14 protein-coding genes are annotated in these 21,231 nt (G+C 61.2%); 7 read left to right on the top strand and 7 right to left on the bottom strand.

Annotated features, from left to right (window positions below):
• Positions 1–255: 255 nt before the first annotated feature.
• Positions 256–1,143 carry a 2Fe-2S iron-sulfur cluster-binding protein gene (locus RH858_RS05135; RefSeq protein ID WP_310561285.1) on the bottom strand — a complete coding sequence of 296 codons (888 nt, stop codon included), beginning with the start codon at positions 1,141–1,143 and terminating at the stop codon, positions 256–258.
• Between the two features lie 438 nt (positions 1,144–1,581).
• Here RH858_RS05135 and RH858_RS05130 point away from each other — a divergent pair, with 438 nt between their 5' ends.
• The 6 genes from RH858_RS05130 (at position 1,582) to RH858_RS05105 (ending at position 7,765) form a co-directional block, all read left to right on the top strand.
• Positions 1,582–2,817 carry a 4Fe-4S ferredoxin N-terminal domain-containing protein gene (locus tag RH858_RS05130; protein ID WP_310561284.1) on the top strand — a complete coding sequence of 412 codons (1,236 nt, stop codon included), beginning with the start codon at positions 1,582–1,584 and terminating at the stop codon, positions 2,815–2,817.
• Entirely contained in the window at positions 2,807–4,141 is a 1,335-nt protein-coding gene (nrfD, locus tag RH858_RS05125) for an NrfD/PsrC family molybdoenzyme membrane anchor subunit (protein WP_310561283.1), read from the top strand. The genes RH858_RS05130 and nrfD (RH858_RS05125) overlap by 11 nt, the downstream gene beginning before the upstream one ends.
• The gene (locus RH858_RS05120; protein WP_259535878.1) at positions 4,138–4,344 is read left to right on the top strand and encodes a hypothetical protein; all 207 of its coding nucleotides are present in this window, start codon (positions 4,138–4,140) and stop codon (positions 4,342–4,344) included. Before nrfD (RH858_RS05125) ends, RH858_RS05120 begins: the two co-directional genes overlap by 4 nt.
• Before the next feature lie 259 nt (positions 4,345–4,603).
• Positions 4,604–5,755: a 4Fe-4S ferredoxin N-terminal domain-containing protein gene (locus RH858_RS05115; protein WP_259535880.1), complete on the top strand. Its 1,152-nt coding sequence runs from the start codon at positions 4,604–4,606 to the stop codon at positions 5,753–5,755.
• A 68-nt stretch (positions 5,756–5,823) separates the two neighbouring features.
• A complete protein-coding gene (nrfD, locus tag RH858_RS05110; protein WP_259535882.1) occupies positions 5,824–6,798 on the top strand; it encodes an NrfD/PsrC family molybdoenzyme membrane anchor subunit in 975 nt (324 codons plus the stop codon).
• Between the two features lie 148 nt (positions 6,799–6,946).
• A complete protein-coding gene (locus RH858_RS05105; protein WP_259535884.1) occupies positions 6,947–7,765 on the top strand; it encodes a YwiC-like family protein in 819 nt (272 codons plus the stop codon).
• Positions 7,766–7,791: 26 nt separating this feature from the next.
• Here the strand turns inward: RH858_RS05105 and RH858_RS05100 are convergent, their stop codons facing one another.
• Positions 7,792–8,994 carry a methionine adenosyltransferase gene (locus RH858_RS05100; protein WP_259535886.1) on the bottom strand — a complete coding sequence of 401 codons (1,203 nt, stop codon included), beginning with the start codon at positions 8,992–8,994 and terminating at the stop codon, positions 7,792–7,794.
• 152 nt (positions 8,995–9,146) lie between these two features.
• Between RH858_RS05100 and RH858_RS05095 the strand changes: the two genes are divergently transcribed.
• Positions 9,147–10,079 (top strand): NAD-dependent epimerase/dehydratase family protein, encoded by a 933-nt coding sequence (locus tag RH858_RS05095; protein ID WP_259535888.1) that lies wholly within the window; start codon positions 9,147–9,149, stop codon positions 10,077–10,079.
• A gap of 34 nt (positions 10,080–10,113) precedes the next feature.
• Here RH858_RS05095 and RH858_RS05090 read toward each other — a convergent pair whose 3' ends face one another.
• From RH858_RS05090 to RH858_RS05070, 5 genes are all read right to left on the bottom strand, one after another.
• A complete protein-coding gene (locus RH858_RS05090) occupies positions 10,114–10,899 on the bottom strand; it encodes a hypothetical protein (protein WP_310561282.1) in 786 nt (261 codons plus the stop codon).
• A 68-nt stretch (positions 10,900–10,967) separates the two neighbouring features.
• Entirely contained in the window at positions 10,968–11,411 is a 444-nt protein-coding gene (locus RH858_RS05085; protein WP_259535891.1) for an acyl-CoA thioesterase, read from the bottom strand.
• 185 nt (positions 11,412–11,596) lie between these two features.
• Positions 11,597–17,665 carry a CARDB domain-containing protein gene (locus RH858_RS05080; protein ID WP_310561325.1) on the bottom strand — a complete coding sequence of 2,023 codons (6,069 nt, stop codon included), beginning with the start codon at positions 17,663–17,665 and terminating at the stop codon, positions 11,597–11,599.
• Positions 17,666–18,871: 1,206 nt separating this feature from the next.
• Positions 18,872–20,221: a hypothetical protein gene (locus RH858_RS05075; RefSeq protein ID WP_310561281.1), complete on the bottom strand. Its 1,350-nt coding sequence runs from the start codon at positions 20,219–20,221 to the stop codon at positions 18,872–18,874.
• Positions 20,222–20,250: 29 nt separating this feature from the next.
• A complete protein-coding gene (locus tag RH858_RS05070; RefSeq protein WP_310561280.1) occupies positions 20,251–20,937 on the bottom strand; it encodes a hypothetical protein in 687 nt (228 codons plus the stop codon).
• Positions 20,938–21,231: the final 294 nt, after the last annotated feature.

Here is a 21,231-nt window from a genome sequence, read left to right as displayed (position 1 = left end):
CTCTCGGTTTCGAAGGTGAATAGGTCGACACTGCCGGCTGGCGGCTACGTCAATAGTGCGGGTCGCCAGGGGACAATCGTTACCCGCATACGGAAATTACAGTTTATTTGTAATAGGATTTTCGGTGTGTGCCTCGGTGTCACTCGTCGAAGGTCGATCGAGCGCCTCCGAAACGACGAGGTAACGCGCGACTGAGGTAACCCCGAACTGGAGAAGACCGGACATTCAGAACGATCTGGCCCACGTTACCGGCAATTACTCCGGGTTCTCGTCGATCGAGAAATCGGCCCGGGGATGACTGACACAGGTGAGGAGGTAGCCGTCCTCGATCTCGTCGTCGTCGAGGTACTGGTTGCCGTCCATCTCCTGGACCTCGTTGGCGTCGCCGTCGGTTTTGGCCTTGCACTGCCCGCAAACCCCGACTTCACACTGGTATGGCAGGTCCAGCCCCTCGTCGAGGCCGGCATCCAACAGTGTCTCGTCCTCCGAGATGTCGAGCGTGGCAGCGTTGTTCTGGAACTCGACGGCGTGCGTGGCGTCTTCTTCGTCGTCGACGTCGTCCCAGATGTCGTCGCCCTCGTCCGGGTGGCTGTCAACAGAGAAGTCCGCGCGGGGGTAGCTGACGCAGGTGAGGAGGTACCCCTCCTCGATCTCGTCGTCGTCGAGGTACTGGTTGCCGTCCATCTCCTGAACCTCGTTGGCATCCCGGTCGGTTTGGGCCTTGCACTGTCCACAGACGCCGACTCTACACTGGTAGGGGAGATCGAGACCCGCCTCCTCGCCGGCGACCAACAGGGTTTCGTCCTCGGGAATGTTCACCGTCGTCTCCTCTCGGAGGAAATCTACGTCGAACGCCTGGGCTTCGTCAGGATCGTCATCGTCCGGATCTTCGTCGTCGTCCGGATCTTCGTCGTCTCCGGGATCAGTGTCGGGCTCCGCGTCCGGCGGGTCCGACCGACCGACGTACCGCTGGTCTTCGGGTAGCTCGAACATCCCGAGACAGCCTGCGAGCGCAACCGTTCCGCTGGCTGCCGCTGATTTCAGGAGGAGTCGACGTTTCGTCCGATGGCAGCCCCCGCCGTCACAGCTTTCGGAAGCTGGGGCTTCATCGGGATGTTGCCGTTCGTGATCGTCACTGCTCATACGAATAGATTCTACTACAGATGATATCAGAACTAGTAAAGATTATGAAGAGATTTAAGTAGGCTGCCCAGGATCGGTATGACTACGAAGAAACCAACGCCGAAAGATCTCTACCGATGTCTTTTTCGGACTTCCGCCGCGGAGAGTCCGTTCATCGAGATTCGCTTGGTGTGTCTGCGCACTCGTACGCCGAACTTGCAGGAAGATTCTCCGAGCCTATCCGTGAGGATTCATTAATATTGAAGGTAAGAGTGGCTCTGTTCGAGCGGTAGTTCTCGCGGTTCGACTCTGTTGTAGATGGACAGGATGGCCCAGTTCGCAACCGGATGAATCGGTTTTCTCGCGAGAGTGCTGAACGCGACCTGTTCCGGGGCAGGTATATAAACTACTGTCATATTCAAACGGACCCTTTCCCTACTCTAGTTAAATTATACAGCTATGAGTCAGGGAAACGATCCGCCGTATAGGGAGCCACCATCGACTCACGGTTTTCGTGACGGAACTGGCGACGACACAGCCGACGGGATCGACGAAGCACGGGCACGGGAGATCCTGGCGAACGTCGATTACGACACGGAGCTCGGGATCGAGCTCGCTCGTGACTCCCGCCGACTGGTCGCCGGCGAGATGAGCGACCGGGAGTTCCACGAGAAGCACAACGATGCGATCCTCGATGAGTTCGGCGTCGACGATCGGCCCACTGACCCGGACGTCAACTACGGTTCCTCCCGCGGAAACACCGCCGGTGCTGGGGATCCGGGCCCGGGATCGGACGGCCCGCTTCCGGGCGTCCCCGGGAGCGACGAACCGTCCCGGCGGTCGGTGCTCAAGACGGCCGGCATGCTCGGTGCCGCCGCGATCGGCGGTACCGCGGCGCTGCAGGGCGCCGGTGTCGCGGCGAACGATCAGGACGATCCCGAGCCCGACAAGCAGATGGGAATGGTGATCGACACTGAGCGTTGTATTGCCTGTCTCCAGTGTATGCAGGCCTGCAACGAGGAGAACAACACGTCCGAGGGATCGCTGTGGATGTACGTATTCCGTTACCAGCAGGATGACTACACCGACGAGACCCACCACCTCTCGCGGCCCTGCCAGCACTGTTCGGACGCGCCATGTGTGAACGCCTGCCCGACGTCGTCCCGGTATCGAAGGACGGAAGACGGGATCGTTCTCACCGACTACGACCGGTGTACTGGTTGCCGGTACTGTGAGATCTCCTGTCCGTACGGCGTCAACTACTTCCAGTGGACCGAGTCGGAGGGCGAGTTTGACTACGACCGAGAGGTCGACGGAGTCACCTCTGCCGGCGATCCGCCGCAGGGCGTGATGGGCAAATGTACGTTCTGTATTCAGCGACAGGATTCCGGGGATCCGGAGCTCGAGGGAACGACCGCCTGTGAGGACGCGTGTCCAGTCGACGCGATCCACTTCGGAGATCTCGAAGACGAGGAGAGCCCACCGCGACAGCACCTCGACGAGAAGAGTTCCGCCTCGAAGTTCCGGCTGTTCAAAGACGCGAACACCAGCCCGAACGTCTTTTACATCGGGAACGAGCCGGAGGGTCACCCGCAGCCGGTCGACGGGCCGCAGACGGTCGAGAACGCTGGCCTGAGCAAGGATCGTCCGGGTCGTGACGTCTACGCCGACGGAGGTGACGACGATGGCAACTGATCAGGAAACACTTGCACAACAGGTCGTACTGAATCCGCTCACCAGCCTGAGCAAGAAGTACATCGTCCTCCTGCTGGTGCTGCTGGGCTTTGGAGCGATCTACGCGGAGGCTCTAGTTCACCAGCTTCGATATGGGTTGGTCGTCACGGACATGGCGTCCTGGGGGACGCAAGCCGGGGTCACCTGGGGCGTCTACATCGGTGCCTTCGAGTGGTACGCCGGTGCTGCGCTCGGATCAATCGCGATCGCGGGATACATCCGGTTTCGAGAGATCGAAGAGTACGAAATGCTCGCTCGGATCGGAGAGCTGTGGGCAGTCATCTCCGCGATCTGTGCGTCGTTCCTCATCGTGATCGACCTGGGTCGACCCGAGCGGGTGATCTACGTGATGGAAAGCTGGCCGACCACGGTCCAACACTCCCCGCTCGCGTGGGACGTGACGTTCGTCACCATGCTGATCGTGGTGTCGACGACGATGCTCGCGATGTCGCTCCGGCGCGACTACGGATGGATGGACGTCGAGCTTCCGCTTCGCGCCAGGATCCCACAGAAACTGCTCACGATCGGCTACAGTCCGACCGAGGGTCGGAAGCTGACTTCGATGCTCAAATACATGGGTGCCGGAATGTTGCTCCTGGTCGTCACTGCCGGGATGGTCCCGGGATGGCTGTTCGGGGTTGTCGGCCCCCAGCCCGGCTACTACGGAAAGATTCAGGGGGTCGTCTTCATCACCGGCGGGATCCCCGCCGGGATCGGCGCACTTACCGTCATCGCGTACGCGATGCGCCGGATCTACGGTCTCGAGGAGGCGCTCCCGGACGCGATGTTCGTCAATCTCGGGAAGGGGCTTGCCCTGTTTACGTTCGTCTACCTCATTGCGCTGTTCAACCAGTTCATGCCGATGGTGTTCCCGATGTCGCCGCTGGGCGGTGCAGCGATCGCCGACGCGATGATGTACGGGGCGCTGTCCACGTACTTCTGGACCTCCATCGCCCTGCTCGTCTTCCCGATGCTGGCGTTGACCTGGATTTACATGTACCGGTCGATCACGCCCGAGATCGGCGTCGTCGCGTCGATGACCGTGATGTTCGGCGTGTTCATCAAAAAGAACCTGGCGGTCCTGGAGCCGCTTATGTTCCCGATCGGACTGCCTTACGAGCACGGAACCTACTTCCCGACGAACGTCGAGTGGGTGATCTCGCTCGGCGTGCTGTTCGTTGGTATCCTGGCGTTCCTCGTCCTGATCAAAATCATTCCGATGTGCTCCGGGACGGGAATCTGCTGTACGAACCCTGATGAATCGATAGAGGAGGTGGAAGCATGAGTACGACAACACTTGGCCTATACGTACTGTTCGGCGTCCTGTGGCTACCGCTGTACCTCATCCTGATCGGATGGTTCACGGACGCCCCGAACGACGTCAGAACCGCGGCGATCGGCCTCGGATACTTCGTCGCAATCGCCACCGCAATCATCGGCTCGACGGTAGTGTTGGCCCTGTTCCTGGGCCTGTTCACACCGGTGTAGGACGCCTCAGGCGACGTTTTTGCGCTGATTTCGCTTCCGCAGGCGATTGCGCTTCACCACCGGAGACCATCGCTGTGTGGAATTGGTATATAAACTGGCCGAATATACAGCCGAATACCAATCCCAGCTACTGACCTATTTTTTCCCGTGAAAGGGATGACTCGGTCGGTCGCGTACCGAAACGATGACACTCGACGGTGGTCGAGAAGAGAACTCGACTGTAGCCTCGGACCCGAGTACTGCCCGACCCATTGAAATTATGAACGACGATCCACACGCCGACATCGACGAACGGGCCGAACGGCTCCTCGAAGATGTCGATTACGACACCGAACTGGCAAAGCGGATGGCCAAGGACGCCCGCCGGATCACGAGCGGGGAGCTCTCCGAAGAGGAGTTTCACGAACGATACCGCGAGGAGGTGAGCGAGGAGTTCGGCGTCGACTATGCCGACTTCGAGGAAACGGGGAACGCGGATCCCGCCGATGGGACGGAGGACACCCCGCACCCACACATTCCGCTGGGCGATCAGCCGGTCTCCCGCCGGACGGTCATGAAGGCCGGAGGGGCGGCTGCCGCCGGCGCGGCAGCTGCAGGGACTGCCGGCTTCCTCTCGGAGGACTCGACGGACGACACTTTCGAGAACCTCGATGCCGAAAGCAATCAGGAGTCCGTCGCCGCCCAGTCGATCGGCCAGCGCAGCATGGGCATGGTCATCGACACGGATGCGTGCATCAAGTGCCTCCAGTGCGTCCAGGCCTGTAAAGAGGAAAACAAGACGCACGTCGGCGACTTCTGGATGTACGTCCACCGTTATCAGCGGGAAGACCGCGAGTACGAGGACGAAACCGACTGCGAGTCGCTCCCTCGTCCGTGCCAACACTGCGACGACGCGCCCTGCGTGCGGGTCTGTCCAAACCACTCCCGGATCCAGCACTACGACGGGCGTGTCCTGTGTAACTACGACACCTGCCTCGGCTGCAAGTACTGTGAGGTCGCGTGTCCGTATCACGTCAACTCGTTCGTGTACTCCGACATGACGGGCTACTTCACCGGACAGCGGCGAGACGAAGTGGACCGGTGGGTTGCCGGTCCGCCGCCGGACGGCTCCTGCAGCAAGTGTACGTTCTGTGCCCACCGGCGATTCACCGAGGAGGAGGAAGGAACCACGGCGTGTTCCGACGCCTGTCCGGTGAACGCGATCCAGTTCGGCGACCTCAACGATCCCGAAAGCGACCCGAACCAGTACCTGGAGGACTTCGACGACGACGAGGTCTTCCAACTCCACACCGACGTCTCGAATCCGAACGTGATCTACGTCGGGGACGACCCCTCCGACGTCGATACCGATCGCGTGTCCGGACCAACGACACACGCAGACGTCGGGCTGGAGGCGCCCGATCCGTACTGAGGTCTCGACGAACGCCAATCGAATGACTGACACCACGAAACTAACACCGAAAACAGGAACCCAAAACCATGTTTGAATCACCATCGGAACTGTGGGGGACGCTGATCGGGACGTACCTCTTCCTCGGCGGATTGGCCGGGGGGGCGTACGTCACCGGCGCCGTCGCCGACTACCTGAGCTATCGCAACGAACAACGAGCGGACGCCTACAGCCTGACCGCCAGGTGGGGAATGGTCATCTCGGTCGTCGCCATCGTCGTCGGTGGCCTCGGACTGCTGTTCCACCTCGGCGAGCCGACGAACGTCGCCTACTTCTGGCTGTTCACCCAGATGAGCTCCTGGATGACGCTCGGTATCTGGATCATCGGGGTGTTCGTACTGTTAGCGATCATCCAGGCGCTCTGGCTCGGATTCGGTGAAGATACCGGGTTCGGTCTCCCGTTCCGTCGGATCAACCGCGTGGCTGACTTCACCCGCCCGACGACCAGAGAGCGGCTCGCGCTCAACGCGATCGGCGCGATCGTCGGCCTCGTGTTGATCGTTTATACCGCACTGCTCATCAGCGACGTCTACCCAGTCGTCCCGCTCTGGCACCCCGTGTTGCTCCCGATGCTGTTCCTCGCGAGCGGGCTCTCCATGGGGATCTGTGCAACCGTCGCGGTCACCACGATCAAGAAAGGCGTCCACGACACCGGCGTCCACGAGTTCAGCCTCGCCGACGACGTGGTCATCCTCGGCGAGATCGCGATCCTGGCGGCGTTCCTGTACGTCCTCCAGGGAGACGGCGCGGTCGCACTCGCCACCTACGATCGATTGACGAGCACGTTCGCCTTCGAGTTCTGGGTCGGGGTCGTCGTGATCGGCCTCATCCTACCGCTCGTGATCTCCGGAGTGATCATCCTGGCGAACCGCATGGACGGGTTCTCGCTCGGCGGAACCACGGAGAAAGTCGCGTACGTGACGAAGTTCGGCTTCGTCATCATCGGCGGCTGGTTCCTCCGGATGGCAGTGTTGTTCTCGGCAATCAACGTCCCGATCATCTGAGCCACGATTCGGGATTGGCGTGTCGGGGACGTTCGGATCGCATCGACTGGTTTCGACTGATTTTGGACGTTTCCCACTGAGTCCGAGGTGACAGTTCCGACCGGGAGAAATCGAGAGGCATACGTGTGCGTATTTTAAATTAGAATAGGTGCGTTCCGGAACCACTCCACAGAACGGCGCGACGGGACGCCGTATTCTGCCACCGATCCCCACAGAGCACGGCGCGTGGGTCATGCTCACCGCAGGCGTGTTGACTCCCCTCGCCGTCGTCGTCGCACGTGGAATGCCGGCGGACGGTGTGCTCTGGGCGTTCGTGGCGTTCGTCGTTCTCGCGGTACTCGCACTGCTGTTCCGGGAGGCGCTCCGCCGTCGTGGGATTCGGGATGCCCCCGCTGCGCGCCGTCGTCTCCTGTTGATCGCTGTTGTCGAAGTGGTGGCAATTCTTTTCGTCGCGGCCGGCCTGGCGCTCCAGGTCGGACCGGTGTGGATACTCGCGGCCGCCGCAGTCCCAGCGGTCGTTCTCGACCTCAGGGTGCGGAAAACTGGGTGGCCCGTCCCGCTCGGCGGGGAGCTTTCCGGGCTCTGTGCGCTGTCGATCGTCGTTCCTGCCGGCGCCGTGTTGCTGAGACTGGACAGCCGCACGGCGGGGCTCCTCTGGCTGCTGTTTCTGGCGTTTCACGTCGGCAGCGTGATCCGGGTCCAGAGCCTCCTTTCGGCGACGGGCCGTCGGGGAGAGCTGTTCCGGCGTGCGTCGTTGAGCTATCACGGCGTCGCGCTGCTTGCGGTCACTGGGGGCTGGTACGGCGGGCTGCTGGGACTCGGTGCGCCCGTCGCGTTCGCCGTCGCCGGCGGTCGAACGCTGGTCGCCGGCGGAGAGGCGACGCCTGCACTGAAGACGGTCGGGCGACGGGAAGGACTGCTCTCGACGCTGTTCGTCGTGACTGCGCCGTGGCTCGTGGTCTTTTAAGTACTTCACGGCGCACGGTAGCCGTTCTAAAAGGTCGAGATGTCGCCCTCGACGACCCGTCGGGTGACGTCGGTGACGTTCGCGAGTTCGTCGTCGATGATCGCCTCGATGTCACTCTGGATATTCACGAGTTCGACGCCGTCGGTCGTCACGACCTGGGCGTCGGCGACGTGGGGCTGGTCGATCGGCCGCCCGATCTGGGAGAGGAGTCGCACCTGGAGGTCCCGGATCCCGTCGACCTCGTCGACGACTGACTCGGCGATTTCCGTCGAGAGCAGGTTGTAGATCTTTCCGATGTGGTTTACGGGGTTCTTTCCGGAGGTCGCCTCCATGCTCATCGGCCGGTTCGGGGTGATGAGTCCGTTGGCGCGGTTCCCGCGGCCGACCGATCCGTCGTCACCCTGCTCTGCGGAGGTGCCGGTCACGGTGAGGTAGATCGATCCGTCCTCGTAATCGTCCGCGGTGTTGACGTCGACGTGGACCTCCCGGTCGGTGTGATCGCGCGCGAGTTCGGTGACGAACTCGCGAACCCGCTCGACGGCGTCGTCGTACGCTTCGATGTCCTCGAGGTGTTCGTCGATCATCGCCGCCGCGACGGTGATGTCGATTCGGTCGTTCTCGCGTTTTCCCATCACCTTGATGTCGGCGCCGAGTTCGGGGTTGTCGGCCGCATAGGTCGTGTTGAGCTGCCGTTCGGTGGCGTACACGATCTGTTCGGTCTCAGTCAGGGGGGCGTGTCCCACGCCGAAGGAGGTGTCGTTTGCCATCGGCACCGTGGCACCCTCCTCGGAGAACACCTCCTGCAGGTCGCCAGAGCCCTCGCCGAGCCTGGTGTCGACGACGACGTCCGTGCCGAAGTCCAGTTTCGGTATCTGTTCGGCGAGATACTCCCTTGCGGCTGCAAGCGCCGTCGAATCGACCGGGAGCGACTGTCCGTCGTATTTCCGGGTCGCCCGGCCGACGATGAGAACGTAGATCGGCTCGACGACCTCGCCGCCGCCGAACGCGGGTGCCGCCGACCCGGCGGCGAGTTGGGTTTCGTCGGTGTTGTAATGGAGGACCCGCCCCACGCGATCGAGATACATCTGCGAGAGCGCCCGCGAGACCGATTCGGCGATGCCGTCACAGATGGAGTCCGGATGACCGATCCCCTTTCGCTCGACGATTTCGACTTCCTGGTCCTCGACCGCTCGTCGGTCGAGTTGGCTGACCTGGATGTTCCGACTCATTGCCGGACGTTCGCTCGCAGTCGTGCTATAACTTGCGGAAACGTTCCGGAATCTGGTAATGCGTGGTGTGCATATATCGGCGGCTGTCGGTGCCGTGTCGTCGAAGCCGCCGTCTCGACAGAGCTTTTTGGCTGCCTGCGGCTCGTTCGGGTATGGAGAACGCCCGCGTGCTCGTCACCGGCGGCGCCGGTTTCATCGGGTCGGTCCTCGCGAATCGTCTCGCTCCCCGAAACGACGTCCTCGTCGTCGACGATCTCTCCCTTGGTACGACCGACAATCTGGTGGACGACGTTGAGTTTCTGGAGGCTAGCGTCCTCGATCCGGATCTGACGGACACGGTCCGCGACCGACTCGGGGGGGTCGACGCACTGTTCGTCTTCGCGGCACTCTCCTCGCGGGACATGCACGACGAAGAGCCCCAACGCGGGGTGCGAGTCAACGTCGAGGGGTTCGTGAACTCGGTAGAGGTCGCACGCGACCTCGGCTGTGAGACGGTCGTGTACGCTTCCAGCTCCTCGGTGTATGGAACCCGCGAGCGTCCGTCACCGGAGTCGCTTTCCGTTCGACCGCGAACCCGCTACGAGGCGTCGAAACTCGCGAGGGAACAGTACGCGTCGGCGTACGCCGAGGAGAACTGTTCGGTGACGGGGCTGCGATACTTCTCAGTGTATCAGGGGTTTGGCGGCAACGAAGCCCACAAGGGCGGATACGCAAACACCGTCTCGCAGTTCGCCGACGCGATCGCCAGGGGGGAATCGCCGGTCGTCTTCGGCGACGGCACGCAGACCCGGGATTTCCTCCACGTCGAGGACGCGGTCCGGGCGACCGAACTGGTCGCAGACCAGCGCCTGTCGGGGATATACAACGTCGGCACCGGCGAGGCGTACAGCTTCAACGAGATGATCGACCTTTTCAACGGGGCATTCGGAACCGACGTCGAACCCGAATACATCGACGTTCCGTACGACGATTACGTCTACCACACGCGGGCGGATCCCTCGAAACTCGAAGCCGCGACCGGCTGGGAGCCACGGATCGACTTCGAAACCGGAATCGAGCGCGTGTGTCGACCGTATCTCGAATAAATTTTCTCGTGGTGCCCTGCCCCCCGTTTTTCAGTCAATCCACGTCGGCCAGTCTATCGTGACCCCGCGCCAGCGCGTCGAGGTCGTCGTCCCGGAGGTACGCACCGATTTCCCGGGCGGCGACGACGAGCGTCTCGGCCTCGGCGGGATCCACCTCGCCCTCCAGCGCCCGGACGCGTTTCGTTCGGTCTCGCAGCCGACCGAGGACGGTCGTCACGTCGGTTGTGTCAGTGCCGACGGCGTCCTCCTCGGTTTCGGTAGCCTCATCGAGGTCGCTCAGGTACGTTACCAGTTCGTCCCGATACGCTTCGACGACAGTCGCGATGGCCAGCCCCCGAGCCGGTGCCAGCGCGGTCGGCACAGCTTCCGGTTCGGGACGAGCGCCCTCGTCAGTGCCTTCCAACAGTTTCAGTACGTAGAGGCTCGCCGCTTCGTCGGGATCCTGGAGTCGCCTGTAGGCGTGGACGACCTCCAGCAGTTCCCGGGCGGCCAAATAGGTGTCGTCGAGCGGCAGGAGTTCGCCCCCTCGAATGAACCCGCGTTTCCGGAGGTACTCCCGAAGGGTCGATCCCAGTTCGTCTGCGATCTCGTCGACCCCTTCGAGCTCTGTGTCGGCTCCCCGGCGAGGTTCCGCGTCGGCGACCGCTTCCCGGAATCGCGTGAGGTCGAGCGTCGCCGGCGCGTCCGTGTGCCGCTTGCGCTCGGTTTCGACGCCGACGCTCCGGAGGCTCCCGCAACCGGGACATGCGATCTCCCCGGTGTCGTAGTAGGACCAGCGCGTCCCGCAGTCGGTACACTCGCGATCGCCGCGGACCTTCATGTCGGGATCGTCGGCGGGAAGCCGCTAAAACGAACCGGTGTGGCGTCCCCGTCGCGACCTGACGACGTTCAGTGGTGTGATTCCCCTTCGATCGCCTCATCCCGGAGCCGTCGACCCTTTTCAGTCTTCACCGCGAGCTCCGGGACGGAGACGGGCGTTCGGTCCTCGTCGATCGCGACGAACACGAAGTAGGATTCGGTAGTGCGTTCTATCTCGCCGGTTCGAGGATGTTCGCGGTACGCCTGTAGCCGGACCCGGACGCTCGTCCGGCCGGCGGCGTAGACGTACGAGTGGATGAGGACAGTGTCGCCCTGCGGGACCGGCTTCTCGAAGTCCATTCCCTCGATACTGGCGGTGACACACGTCTGCCCGGCGAACCGCATCGCCGACATCGCACCGACCTCGTCCATCCACTTCATCACGTTGCCCCCGTGGGCCATTCCGTAGTTGTTCGTGTGGTTCGGCTGGATGCGCGATCGGTTTTCGAGGTACGTGTCGAGCAGCGTGGGCATGGTTGACGGTTGTCGACAGCCAGTAAAAGGCACCCGGGGGGAGATGGGTGTCGGAGCGAACCCAGGCCTGCGTCGCCAGTGGGCCGCTCCCGTTCACCAGTTGGACACCAGTGTATTTTGGTATGGAGCAATTACTACACGTACACGTTCACTGAAAAAAAAAATATCCGACACAGCGACCGGCCTCAATCGTCGCCGCTCCAATCGAACTCGGACGGCGGGGTGGCCGGTTCGGCGCCAGTCGTTCCGCGATCGGTCGTCACCTCCGGAAACTCGGAGTGCGACGTGGTGGACGTGCTCGTCCGGGAGCCCTCGACGTCACCTCCGACGCGTGACAGTTCCGGGCCGATGACCAGCAGGTTGACGAGGATCGCCACGAGGACCATCCCCACGAGGCCGGCCGTCCACAGCGGGGACGGGAGGTCGAACAGGGGGGCCCCGTCGTCCCCATCGTCCCTCTCGCCTCCGTCGTCACCGTCGTCCACGTCCTCGACCGACTTCGCCTCCTCGTCGAGGGCGCTCTCTTCGTCGGGAGCGCTCTCCTCGTCGGGTGCTCCCTCGCCGTCGACTGATCCGGGATCGTCGTCGGAGCCCGTCTCGCCTGCAGCATCCGTGTTCACTGACGGCTCGACGGTGACTTCAAACTCGCTCGCTTCGTCTCCGTCCCCGAGTTCGACCTCGTAGGTGCCGGCCTCGCCGAACGCGATCGAGAACGGAACAGTCTCTATCGTACCGGGTGCGACCTCGATCGTCTTCGTTTCGACGGTTTCCCCGTCGATCCGGAGCTCGGCTTCGTACTCGCCGTCGACCTCGTCTTCGTTTTCGACGGTCGCCTCGATGACGGCCTCCTCGCCCACGTGGATGCGTTCCTCGTCGATCCCTGTCTCGAGCAGTTCGAGGCTGGCGGCGGGAGGGTCGGAGGCGTCACCCGCAGTCACCGCGAACTCGGAGAAGCCCGGCGTCACCGCAGTGTAGGTGTCGCCCCCCTCGTGAGTCGTCTCCAGTTCCTGCCACTCGCCGTCGTGGTACCGGAGCATCTCGACGTCGTCGGGTTCGGCGCCGTCCGGGAGTTCGTGGGAGCGAACCGTAAACGCGAAGCGAGCTTCCTCGATGTCGTCGTTTTCGATCCCGTTCCGCTCGACGCGGAGGTAGCCGATCGCCTCGCGTCCCTCGGGTTCGGGGACCGCGTGCGGCTCGCGGGTGGGGGTGTACACGTCGAGATGGAAGTCCTCGGCGCCCTCGCCCAGCGAGAGTTCGAGTCCGGAGTGACTGACTGACTCGCCCTCGCCGCTTTCCGCGAGATCGAACGTGACCGGCTCCGAGGGGGACGGATCGCTCACCGAAACGGTGGAGCCATCGTCGGTGGACTCGACCACGACCGACGCCCCAGGCTCGGTTTCCTGGTCACCGTCGCTCGGGGGGCTACCGAATCCCGGCGGAGGACCGCCTCCGCCACCAGCGCCTCCGCCACCACCGCCACCACTGCTTCCGCTGTCGGCTTCGGTGACGGTGAGGTTCCCGGCGAAAGCGTCGTTCACGTGAATCTCGTATTCCCCGGGGTCGTCGAACGCGTGCGCGAGGGTGAGGTTCGCGTTTTCGCCGGTGGGGACGGTGACGGATTCGGTGGTAAGGGTTCTGTCGTCGGCTCGGAGATCCAGGTCGGCGGTGGCGTCGTACTCGCCGCGGTTCTCGACGGTGACGTTCACGCCGACTTCCTCGCCTTCCTCGATCTCGTCTGTCGTCAGGTTGGCCGGCCCGACTTTCACGTCGGCGGCCGGGTCGATCACCGACACGGTGCCGGCGGGTTCGCCGTCGACGGCAAGGGTGTACTCGCCCGGTTCGGAAATTTCGTAAGCCAACTCGACCGTCTCGGCGGCCCGTCCCGCCACTTCGACGGTCTCGTCGACGACGCCGTCGCCGTCGAGTTCCAGCTCGACCGTCAGCTCGCCGGTCACGTCGCCGTCGTTCTCGACGGTCGCCTCGACGGTCACCTCGTCGCCGACCGGGAGTTCGGACTCGGTCGTTTCGGTGGCGACCACGAAGAGGTTCGCCGGCGCGAGGACGGTCAGGCTGCCGGCGACGGTTTCGGCCCGGTCGCCATCGTTGTCGTCGCCGGCGATCGAGATCCCGTATTCGCCGGCCTCGGGCGGTCCATAGGCGAATGAGATGGTGTCAGATTCGCCCGCAGGGAGAGTGACGTCCGTGGTTTGGTATTCGGCGTCGTCGACGAGGAGTTCGGCGGTGAAGGTGCCGTCCCGGTCGCCGACGTTCTCGACGGTCGCCGCGATCGTGGTCTCCTCGCCCGCGACGATCTCGGAGTCGTCCAGAGAGCCCGCGGAGAGTTCGAAGACCGCGGGCCGTTCGACCGTCAGGGTCGTTTCGGACGCGTCGTCGACCGTGATCCCGTAGGTTCCCGCCTGCTGGAACGACTTTTCGAAGCTGACGGTCGTGGACGCGCCGGGATCGAGCGTTACGGTTTGGGTGGCCTCGGGGTCACCGTCGACGTACAGCGTGGCGACGTAATCGCCGGTCGCGTCGCCGACGTTCTCGACCGTGGTGTCGATCGTGGTCGACTCACCCTCGAGGATCGGATCGTCGCCCAGGATGACGTCCCGCGTTTCGAACTCGGAGGTGGGTTCCTCGACGGTGAGGGTTCCGGCGTGGGCCCCCTCAACCCCGACGTCGTAGGTTCCGGGGTCGGCGAACGGTTCCGTAAAGGTGACAGTCTCCGTTTCGCCGGCCTCGAGTGTGGTCTCCTGGCTCCGTTCGACCGCCCCGTCGATCGAAAGCGACACGTCGAAGGTCCCCTGACGGTCGCCGACGTTCTCCACGTCGGCGGTCACGTCGATCGACTCGCCCTCGAGGATCGCCTCCTGACTCAGGTCGGCGTCGATCACCGCGAGCGTCGCGGGTTGTTCGACTGCGAGGGTGCCCGCGTGTTCCCCGCCGATCTCGATCGTATACTCGCCTGTGGTTTCGAACGTCGCCTCGAGTCGGACGGCTGCCGTCTCCCCGCCGGCGAGGGTGATCTCGGTCTCGTTGCGAATCTCGGCTCCGGAGCCGTCATCGGCGGTGAGTTCGACGGTGGTGGTCCCGTCCGCCTCGCCGACGTTCTCGACAGTGGCCGTCGCCGCCGCGGTTTTGCCCTCCAGGATCGCCGTCTCCTCGAGGCTGGGGTCGCGGATTTCGAATTCGGCGGGGGCCGGTTCGGTGACGGTGAGGGTGCCCGCGTGGACGCCGTTGACCGTGATCTCGTACGTGCCCGCGTCCGCGAACGATTCAGTGAAGGTCGCAGTCGTCGTCTCGCCGCCCGCGAGGGTTACACTCTTCGAGGTCACGTCCTCGCCGTCGGCCTGGAGTTCGACCGTCAGTTCGCCCTCGCGGTCGCCGTGGTTTTCGATGACGGCGTCGACGTCGACCGATTCGCCCTCGAGGACCGTCGTCTCGTTCAGTTGGGGGTCCTGGACCTCGAAGGTCGCCGGCCGGTCGACGGTGAGCGTGACCGGGGTGCCGTCGTCGACGCCGATCTCGTAGTCGCCTGCCTCGTCGAACGTCTCGGCGAAGGTGACGGTCGTCGACTCGCCGCCGTCGAGCGAGTGCTGCTCGGTGGCCGTCTGTTCGCCGTCGACGTAAAGGGTCGCCACGTGATCGCCGGACTCGTCACCGACGTTTTCGATCGTCGCCTCGATCGTGACCGAATCGCCTTCGAGAACCGTCGTTTCGTCCAGGTTCACGTCGCTCGTTTCGAACTCGGCAGGCTCGGGTTCGACGACGGTGAGGGTTCCGGCGTATACGTCGCCGATCTCGATCGCGTACTCGCCGGCGGTCTCGAAGGTGTCCGAAAGCTGTACCTGGGTGGATTCGCCGCCCTCGAGGGTGACGTCGGTCTCGTTGCGAATCTCGGCCCCGGAGCCGTCGTCGTCGGTGAGTTCGACGGTGAATGTGCCATCCGCTTCGCCGACGTTCTCGATCGTCGCCGTCGCGGCCGTCGTTTCGCCCTCGAAGATTTCGGTGTCTTCGACGGTGGGATCGCGGACCTCGAATTCAGCGGGTTCGAGGACGGTCAGGCTGCCGGCAGTGGTCCCGGTCCGGTCGCCGTCGCCGTCGTCGCCCTCGATGGCGAGGTCCTCCTCGCCGGCCTCGGTGGGTTCATAAGCGAACGAGACCGGTTCGTTTTCGCCCGCGATCACGTCGACGTCGGTGGTGTCCTTTTGAACCCCATCGACGAGGAGTTCGGCAGTGAAGGTGCCGTCACGGTCGCCGACGTTCTCGACGTCGGCAGTCACCTCGACCGTCTCGCCCTCGACGATTTCCGAATCACTCAGGCTGCCGTCAGAGAGGTCGAAGACTGCCGGTCGGTCGACGGTGAGTTCCCCGGCGGGTTCGTCGCTCACGTCGGCGTCGTAGGTGCCGGTCTCCGTGACAGTGCCAGAAAGGGCGATGGTCTGGGATTCGTCGGGGGCGAGGGTGACGGTCGTCGAGTCGAGTGTGGTGGTCTGTCCGTCCCCGTCAGTAATCCGGAACTCGGCCTCGAAGTCGCCCTCGGCGTCGCCCGTGTTTTCGATGGTTGCCGTGGCTTCGGCGGCGTCGCCCTCGAGGATGGTGTCGGTGTCGAGCGTCGCGTGGGTGACCTGGAACTCGGGAGTGGCTTCCTCGACGGTCAGGATGCCAGCGTTGACGCCGTTGACCGTGATCTCGTAATCTCCCGGCTCAGCAAACGTCTCGTGGAACGTGACGGTGCCGGTTTCGCCGCCGTGGAGGGAGATGGTCGTGCTGGTTCTGACCGCTCCGTCGGCCTCGAGTTCGACCGTCAGTTCGCCCTCGCGGTCGCCGTGGTTCTCGACGGTCGCTTCGATCTCGGCAGATTCGCCCTCGAGGATCGTCTCGTCCACCAGCGTTGCATCCGTGACTTCGAGATCGGCGGGCGCCTCGACGGTCAGCGTTCCGGCGGGCTCGCCACTCACGTCGGCCTCGTAGGTACCGGCGTCGTCGACAGTCCCCGAGAGCGTCACGGAGGTGGACTCGCCAGCGTCGAGCGTGACGGTTTCGGTGTCGAGGGTCTGTGTGTCCTCGTCGGTGATCCGGAACTCGGCCTCGAAGTCGCCCTCGGTATCGCCGACGTTTTCGATCGTAGCGGTCGCTTCGACTGTTTCGCCTTCGAGGATCGGGTCCGGATCGATGTCGGCGTCGTCGACCTGGAACGAGGGCTGATCCTCCATCAGGTAGTCGATCGCGGCTTTGACGTCGATAATGCCGTGGCCGTAGCGGGAGTCAGCGATGCCATGTTCGGTTTCGAGATGCCACTTCGCGTCCTGTTCAGGGTCCCAGTCGTCGGGTTTCCAGGCGGTTTCCTGGAGGCCCTCTGTTATCTCGTCCGGAGAATGGTGTTCGTCTGTGGCCGATTGTATGAGCGCGGCTGCGCCGGCGACGTGGGGGGCGGCCATGGAGGTGCCTGCTTTGGTCTCGTAGTCGTTTCCGGGTACCGAGCTGGTGATCCACAATCCTGGAGCTGTGACCGAGGGAACCACGTACTCGTCCGGCCAGTCGTCTGGTGCACTTGCACCCCATGCATCGTCGGTATCGATCAATTCGCCACCCGAACGATCCCACATCTCTTTATCGGACGTACTCGCCCCGACACCGACAGAATCGTACTCGTTACCGGGACTACTACTGGTCTCTTCTCCATCGTTGCCGATTGATGCCATCACGACTACTCCATTGTCTTCAGCAGTGCGGATCGGATCGATAAACGACGAGTAATAACCGTCAACTCCCATACTCATGGTAATGACGTCGGCGTCGTTTTCGACAGCCCATTCCATCCCACCGATTATCTGTGAAAAGCTACCCCCGTCATCCGGGAGCACGAGTCCGTGCATGAGGTCGGCCTCGGGAGCGACACCGATATGGGTTCCAGTTGCAGCCCCTCCGCCTACGGTACCGCTAACATGTGTTCCATGGGTTCCAGTGTCGTGCGGTGTCGAATCGTCGATCTGATTTCCACTGCTGTCAAACTCGGCCCATCCTCCCGGATAGGTTGGGTCTCCCGATTGCGTGGTGTACAATTCCAGGTCATCGTGGTCGGCGTCAATCCCGGTATCCAGAACTGCCACTTTGACACCTTCACCTTGTACACCGTACTTGTCCCACACTGCTGGTGCGTTAACTTGTTCGACTCCGTAAACAGTGTCGTAATCTTCCGATCCAACGGATCTGTGTGTTAGTACCTCCCCGCCAGAAATAGTGGACATTCGGGTAAGAGTCACGCTGTTTTCACCGCGAGTGACTCGTTCTTGATCGACTGATTCGGGGCGAACGTCTGTTGAATCCGTCGAATCCGTTGCAGTCACTTCGAAATTAGGATGTAATTGAGTCACCCCTTCGACCGCTGCAATCTTCTCGAGTGGCACTTGTTCAGTATCGACAGAAACGAGCACCGCATTCGTGATCCAAAACTTCTTTTCTAACTCGAGACCGGGCTGAGACTCGACAAACGCTGTGATCGGTTCTTGGGCGTGGTGTACCTGCTCTCTGTGTTCTTCGATCGAAACCCCGTTTCGCTCATTGCTGCTGACGCTTTCGAGTTGTACAATCAGTTCGATTGTGCCAGATTCGTTTTTGAGGTCCGAATCGATATCGACATCGGCGGATGAAGAAGTAGAGATCGCCGCTGTTGAATGGTCCGTTAAGGCGACACTACCAGCTGAGAAAGCGACGATAACTGCCACGGCTAAAGAGAAATATATCAAATTTTTATAATATGGCTTGCTCTTACTACATGTCATACTGAGCCGGTCTACGAAGCAACTATTAAAGGATGTCCATGTATCAAATAAATTACTATAATATTATTTATCTTTTAATAGCATAGTAAGCTGCGTGACACAGCAAGTTGCGCGTCTCTCAACGTGTGTGATCTGCAACGAGCCCAACGAGGGAGGTAGTATAAGTGAATTAGTTGTCTAGATTACGCCGGTTACGACAACATGCTATTTCTGTCAAAGAACGTTTCTCGATTAAACATATTTCTCGCTACTATTATCAATTATGGTATTTAGATGAGGGCTAGGGCCGAGTTTCGACCGCACGACCCGATTCTTCTTATAATATTACTATTTTTGATATGTGGTGGGATATTCTACGCACCTTGTATATATTTAAAAGATGTATTCGCTAGAGGTGATGGCTCTACATCCCAATAGCGGTAATTATATTAAATTAGTTATGATATGGTATATGCTGTAATTCATTGTATACAGAATGTTGGAAGCTTGATGTATATGTGTGGGTAGATAGATAATCGAAGAGCTGCATTCTCGCGCGCGAAATACGACCTGTTGAAATCCTAATCGAGATGATACAGATATTGGCCGAAATAGAATTCGAAGAGAGTGATCCTCCGGATCACATCACGCTGAAGAATGTAGTAAAATAGAATTTTTGGTGTTTCTAGGCCATTATCCGTCGTTTTCGATTTCTAAGCTGTTGTCCAACTGCACAGCGATGTTACATTCGACAACATCCCCCGTGACGTCGCCGAGATCACAGTCCTCGCCGAAGTCAGGACGACCATCGTCATCTTCATCGACGCCACCGTACGCGTCCCAGATCGCTGTCCCTTCGGTGGGCCAGCTCCACTCTTCGTTCACGACCAGCAACCGAATATCGCCTCGTTCGACGGTAACGTCCTTGTCGTTGTTCTCGAGGATTGGGTTGAACGGCAGGTCGCTGCCGTGGCAGGCGAACGTGTCGCCGAGGGTTTCGAAGTCGCATCCGGGTTCGTCGAAGTTCACATCTATTTGGGCCCACTCGTCGGGGATCACGCAGGCGTCATCCCCCTCATCGAGCGTGTCGAGGACTTCGTCCGTATCATCCCAGACCTCGATAGCGACAGTTCCCGCAGAGAACGAACTGCTATCGTCCCTAAGGGATTCACCCTCGTTGTCGTAATATGTTACCGTGTACTCGCCACCGCAGTCGAACTCGAACTCGAACGTGTGGCTGTCACCGGCCAGGCGAGCCTGCGGGACGACATTCCATAGGAAGTTCGTGACGTAGTCCTCACCGTCTTCGATCCGACGTGTGAAAGTGCCATCAATGTCGACGACCCAGTCGTTGTAGTCCCAGTCTGATTCGTCTTTCGGCAGGTCCTCGTAGGCGAGGCTGATCCGTCCGGTCTCGGTGATTTCTTCAGGGTCGAAGGTACAGTCGCCGTCGACGTCGGCGACGATCCGGATCTCGTTGTCGAGTTCCTCGAGGAGTTCGTCTCCTTCGCTGAGACCTTTCGAGTTCGTTTTGAGCCCGATACAGACACATTCGCCCAGCGGAAGGCCGATCGCGTTGTCCTCACCGACGATCGATCGGTCGCGATTGTCTCCGAGATAGAAGTCGACTCGTCGTTCATCCTCATAGGGTTCAGGAGGGTCCGACAACTCATCGTCGTAGTCTTCGATCCAGATGCAGGCGTTTTCCTTGCCCTGGTTGCAGAGCTGGAAGACGTTGTCGGCCCACATTCGCGAGTCAGAGTTAATGCCCTCTCCGAGATCGGTTTCTCCGATTGTCGGATTATCCGGGTTCATCAGGATCTCGAGATGTCCGTTACCGTCGAGATGGGCATAACTCGAGTTGGGCGTCTCCGATCCGCCGATGCTACACTTGTCCATCCCGAGGTACGCGTCGGGATCCTCTGCGACCTGTATAGTCACGCTACGTTGCGCTTCAACTCGCGAGAACGCACCGCTACCGAGCAGCGCACTCCCGCCGACCGAGGCCGAGCCAAGCCCGACCAGGAATCTTCGTCTATCCATATTATGACACCTATTTGATCACCAGGCGATCACTCTCCGGGTTCCCCAGCGCCCGGCGCGTCGACCTCGATGGTAAGTGTTCCGTCCACGAGGGTGCTGGGCGACTCGTCATCATCACCATACGCGTTGACATCCTTCGTTTCCACTTTCAGTCCGACGCATAGTTCCTCACCGACTTCCAGCGACCAGTCGTCCGTCGCACCCGGGTACAAGTCGGGCCAGTCATCGTGGCAAGCTCTGCCGTGCCCCCCGCCTCCGACGACATGGAACTTGTGCTCAACATACTCCTCATCATCACCACCTAGGTTCCTATCTTCGTCATCACAATCGTACGTGTAAACCCAGACATTAACATTGTCGAGTGCCTCGAAATCCTCTTGCTGCATCCCGAAACAGAGGTTCGTAATCTCGTCTTTGCCCTGGTTGACAATCTTGAATAGCCCGTCGAACCAAGTAGTCGAGTTTGAGTTGACACCTTCACCCTCGGGCTGATCTGCGATATCGATCTCAAGATGCCCATATTCGTCCAGCCCAACGTAATTGTCGCTGTTGGGCGTGTCCATCGGGACCAGACCCAGGTACGCGTCCGGGTCCTGGGCCACTTGGATGCTCACATCTCTTTGCGATTCCACTCTACTGAACGCACCCGAACCGACGAGCGCGCTGCCTCCGATTGCCGATGCCCCTACTCCGTACAGGAACTTGCGTCGTTGCATGGTCGTTCTCTCCGTTGGTTTCCGGCGGCACCGACCCGACGTCCGGGGGGTGCGCGCCTCAGTGAAAGCACATACTCCATACCCCCTTTGGTATACACTGCAAGCTCTATTTCGCGTGAAACTCCCCGAAAGCAATGCCTCTATTCTCCGTTACACTCCGTGTTCAGACGATAGTAATCGATCCACGGGGACGAACAACTACTGATTACCGTCCAACAAGCAGCGATTACCGAAAAGAAGTTACAGTAAACCGATCTCGACAGTTCATTCTGCCGTCACTGTACAGCTGAATTC

The sequence above is a fragment of the Halalkaliarchaeum sp. AArc-GB genome (assembly GCF_031432225.1).
In the GTDB taxonomy this organism is placed as follows: Archaea; Halobacteriota; Halobacteria; order Halobacteriales; family Haloferacaceae; genus Halalkaliarchaeum.
Note: the sequence above shows the minus strand (reverse complement) of the source record. Positions and strands in the feature narration are given on the sequence as shown.

Coding starts and splice junctions, on each gene's coding strand:
- RH858_RS05135 (WP_310561285.1), bottom strand. CDS start 1,143: ATGAGCAGTGACGATCACGAACGGCAACATCCCGATGAAGCCCCAGCT.
- RH858_RS05130 (WP_310561284.1), top strand. CDS start 1,582: ATGAGTCAGGGAAACGATCCGCCGTATAGGGAGCCACCATCGACTCAC.
- nrfD (WP_310561283.1), top strand. CDS start 2,807: ATGGCAACTGATCAGGAAACACTTGCACAACAGGTCGTACTGAATCCG.
- RH858_RS05120 (WP_259535878.1), top strand. CDS start 4,138: ATGAGTACGACAACACTTGGCCTATACGTACTGTTCGGCGTCCTGTGG.
- RH858_RS05115 (WP_259535880.1), top strand. CDS start 4,604: ATGAACGACGATCCACACGCCGACATCGACGAACGGGCCGAACGGCTC.
- nrfD (WP_259535882.1), top strand. CDS start 5,824: ATGTTTGAATCACCATCGGAACTGTGGGGGACGCTGATCGGGACGTAC.
- RH858_RS05100 (WP_259535886.1), bottom strand. CDS start 8,994: ATGAGTCGGAACATCCAGGTCAGCCAACTCGACCGACGAGCGGTCGAG.
- RH858_RS05095 (WP_259535888.1), top strand. CDS start 9,147: ATGGAGAACGCCCGCGTGCTCGTCACCGGCGGCGCCGGTTTCATCGGG.
- RH858_RS05090 (WP_310561282.1), bottom strand. CDS start 10,899: ATGAAGGTCCGCGGCGATCGCGAGTGTACCGACTGCGGGACGCGCTGG.
- RH858_RS05085 (WP_259535891.1), bottom strand. CDS start 11,411: ATGCCCACGCTGCTCGACACGTACCTCGAAAACCGATCGCGCATCCAG.
- RH858_RS05080 (WP_310561325.1), bottom strand. CDS start 17,665: ATGTCCACTATTTCTGGCGGGGAGGTACTAACACACAGATCCGTTGGA.
- RH858_RS05075 (WP_310561281.1), bottom strand. CDS start 20,221: ATGGATAGACGAAGATTCCTGGTCGGGCTTGGCTCGGCCTCGGTCGGC.
- RH858_RS05070 (WP_310561280.1), bottom strand. CDS start 20,937: ATGCAACGACGCAAGTTCCTGTACGGAGTAGGGGCATCGGCAATCGGA.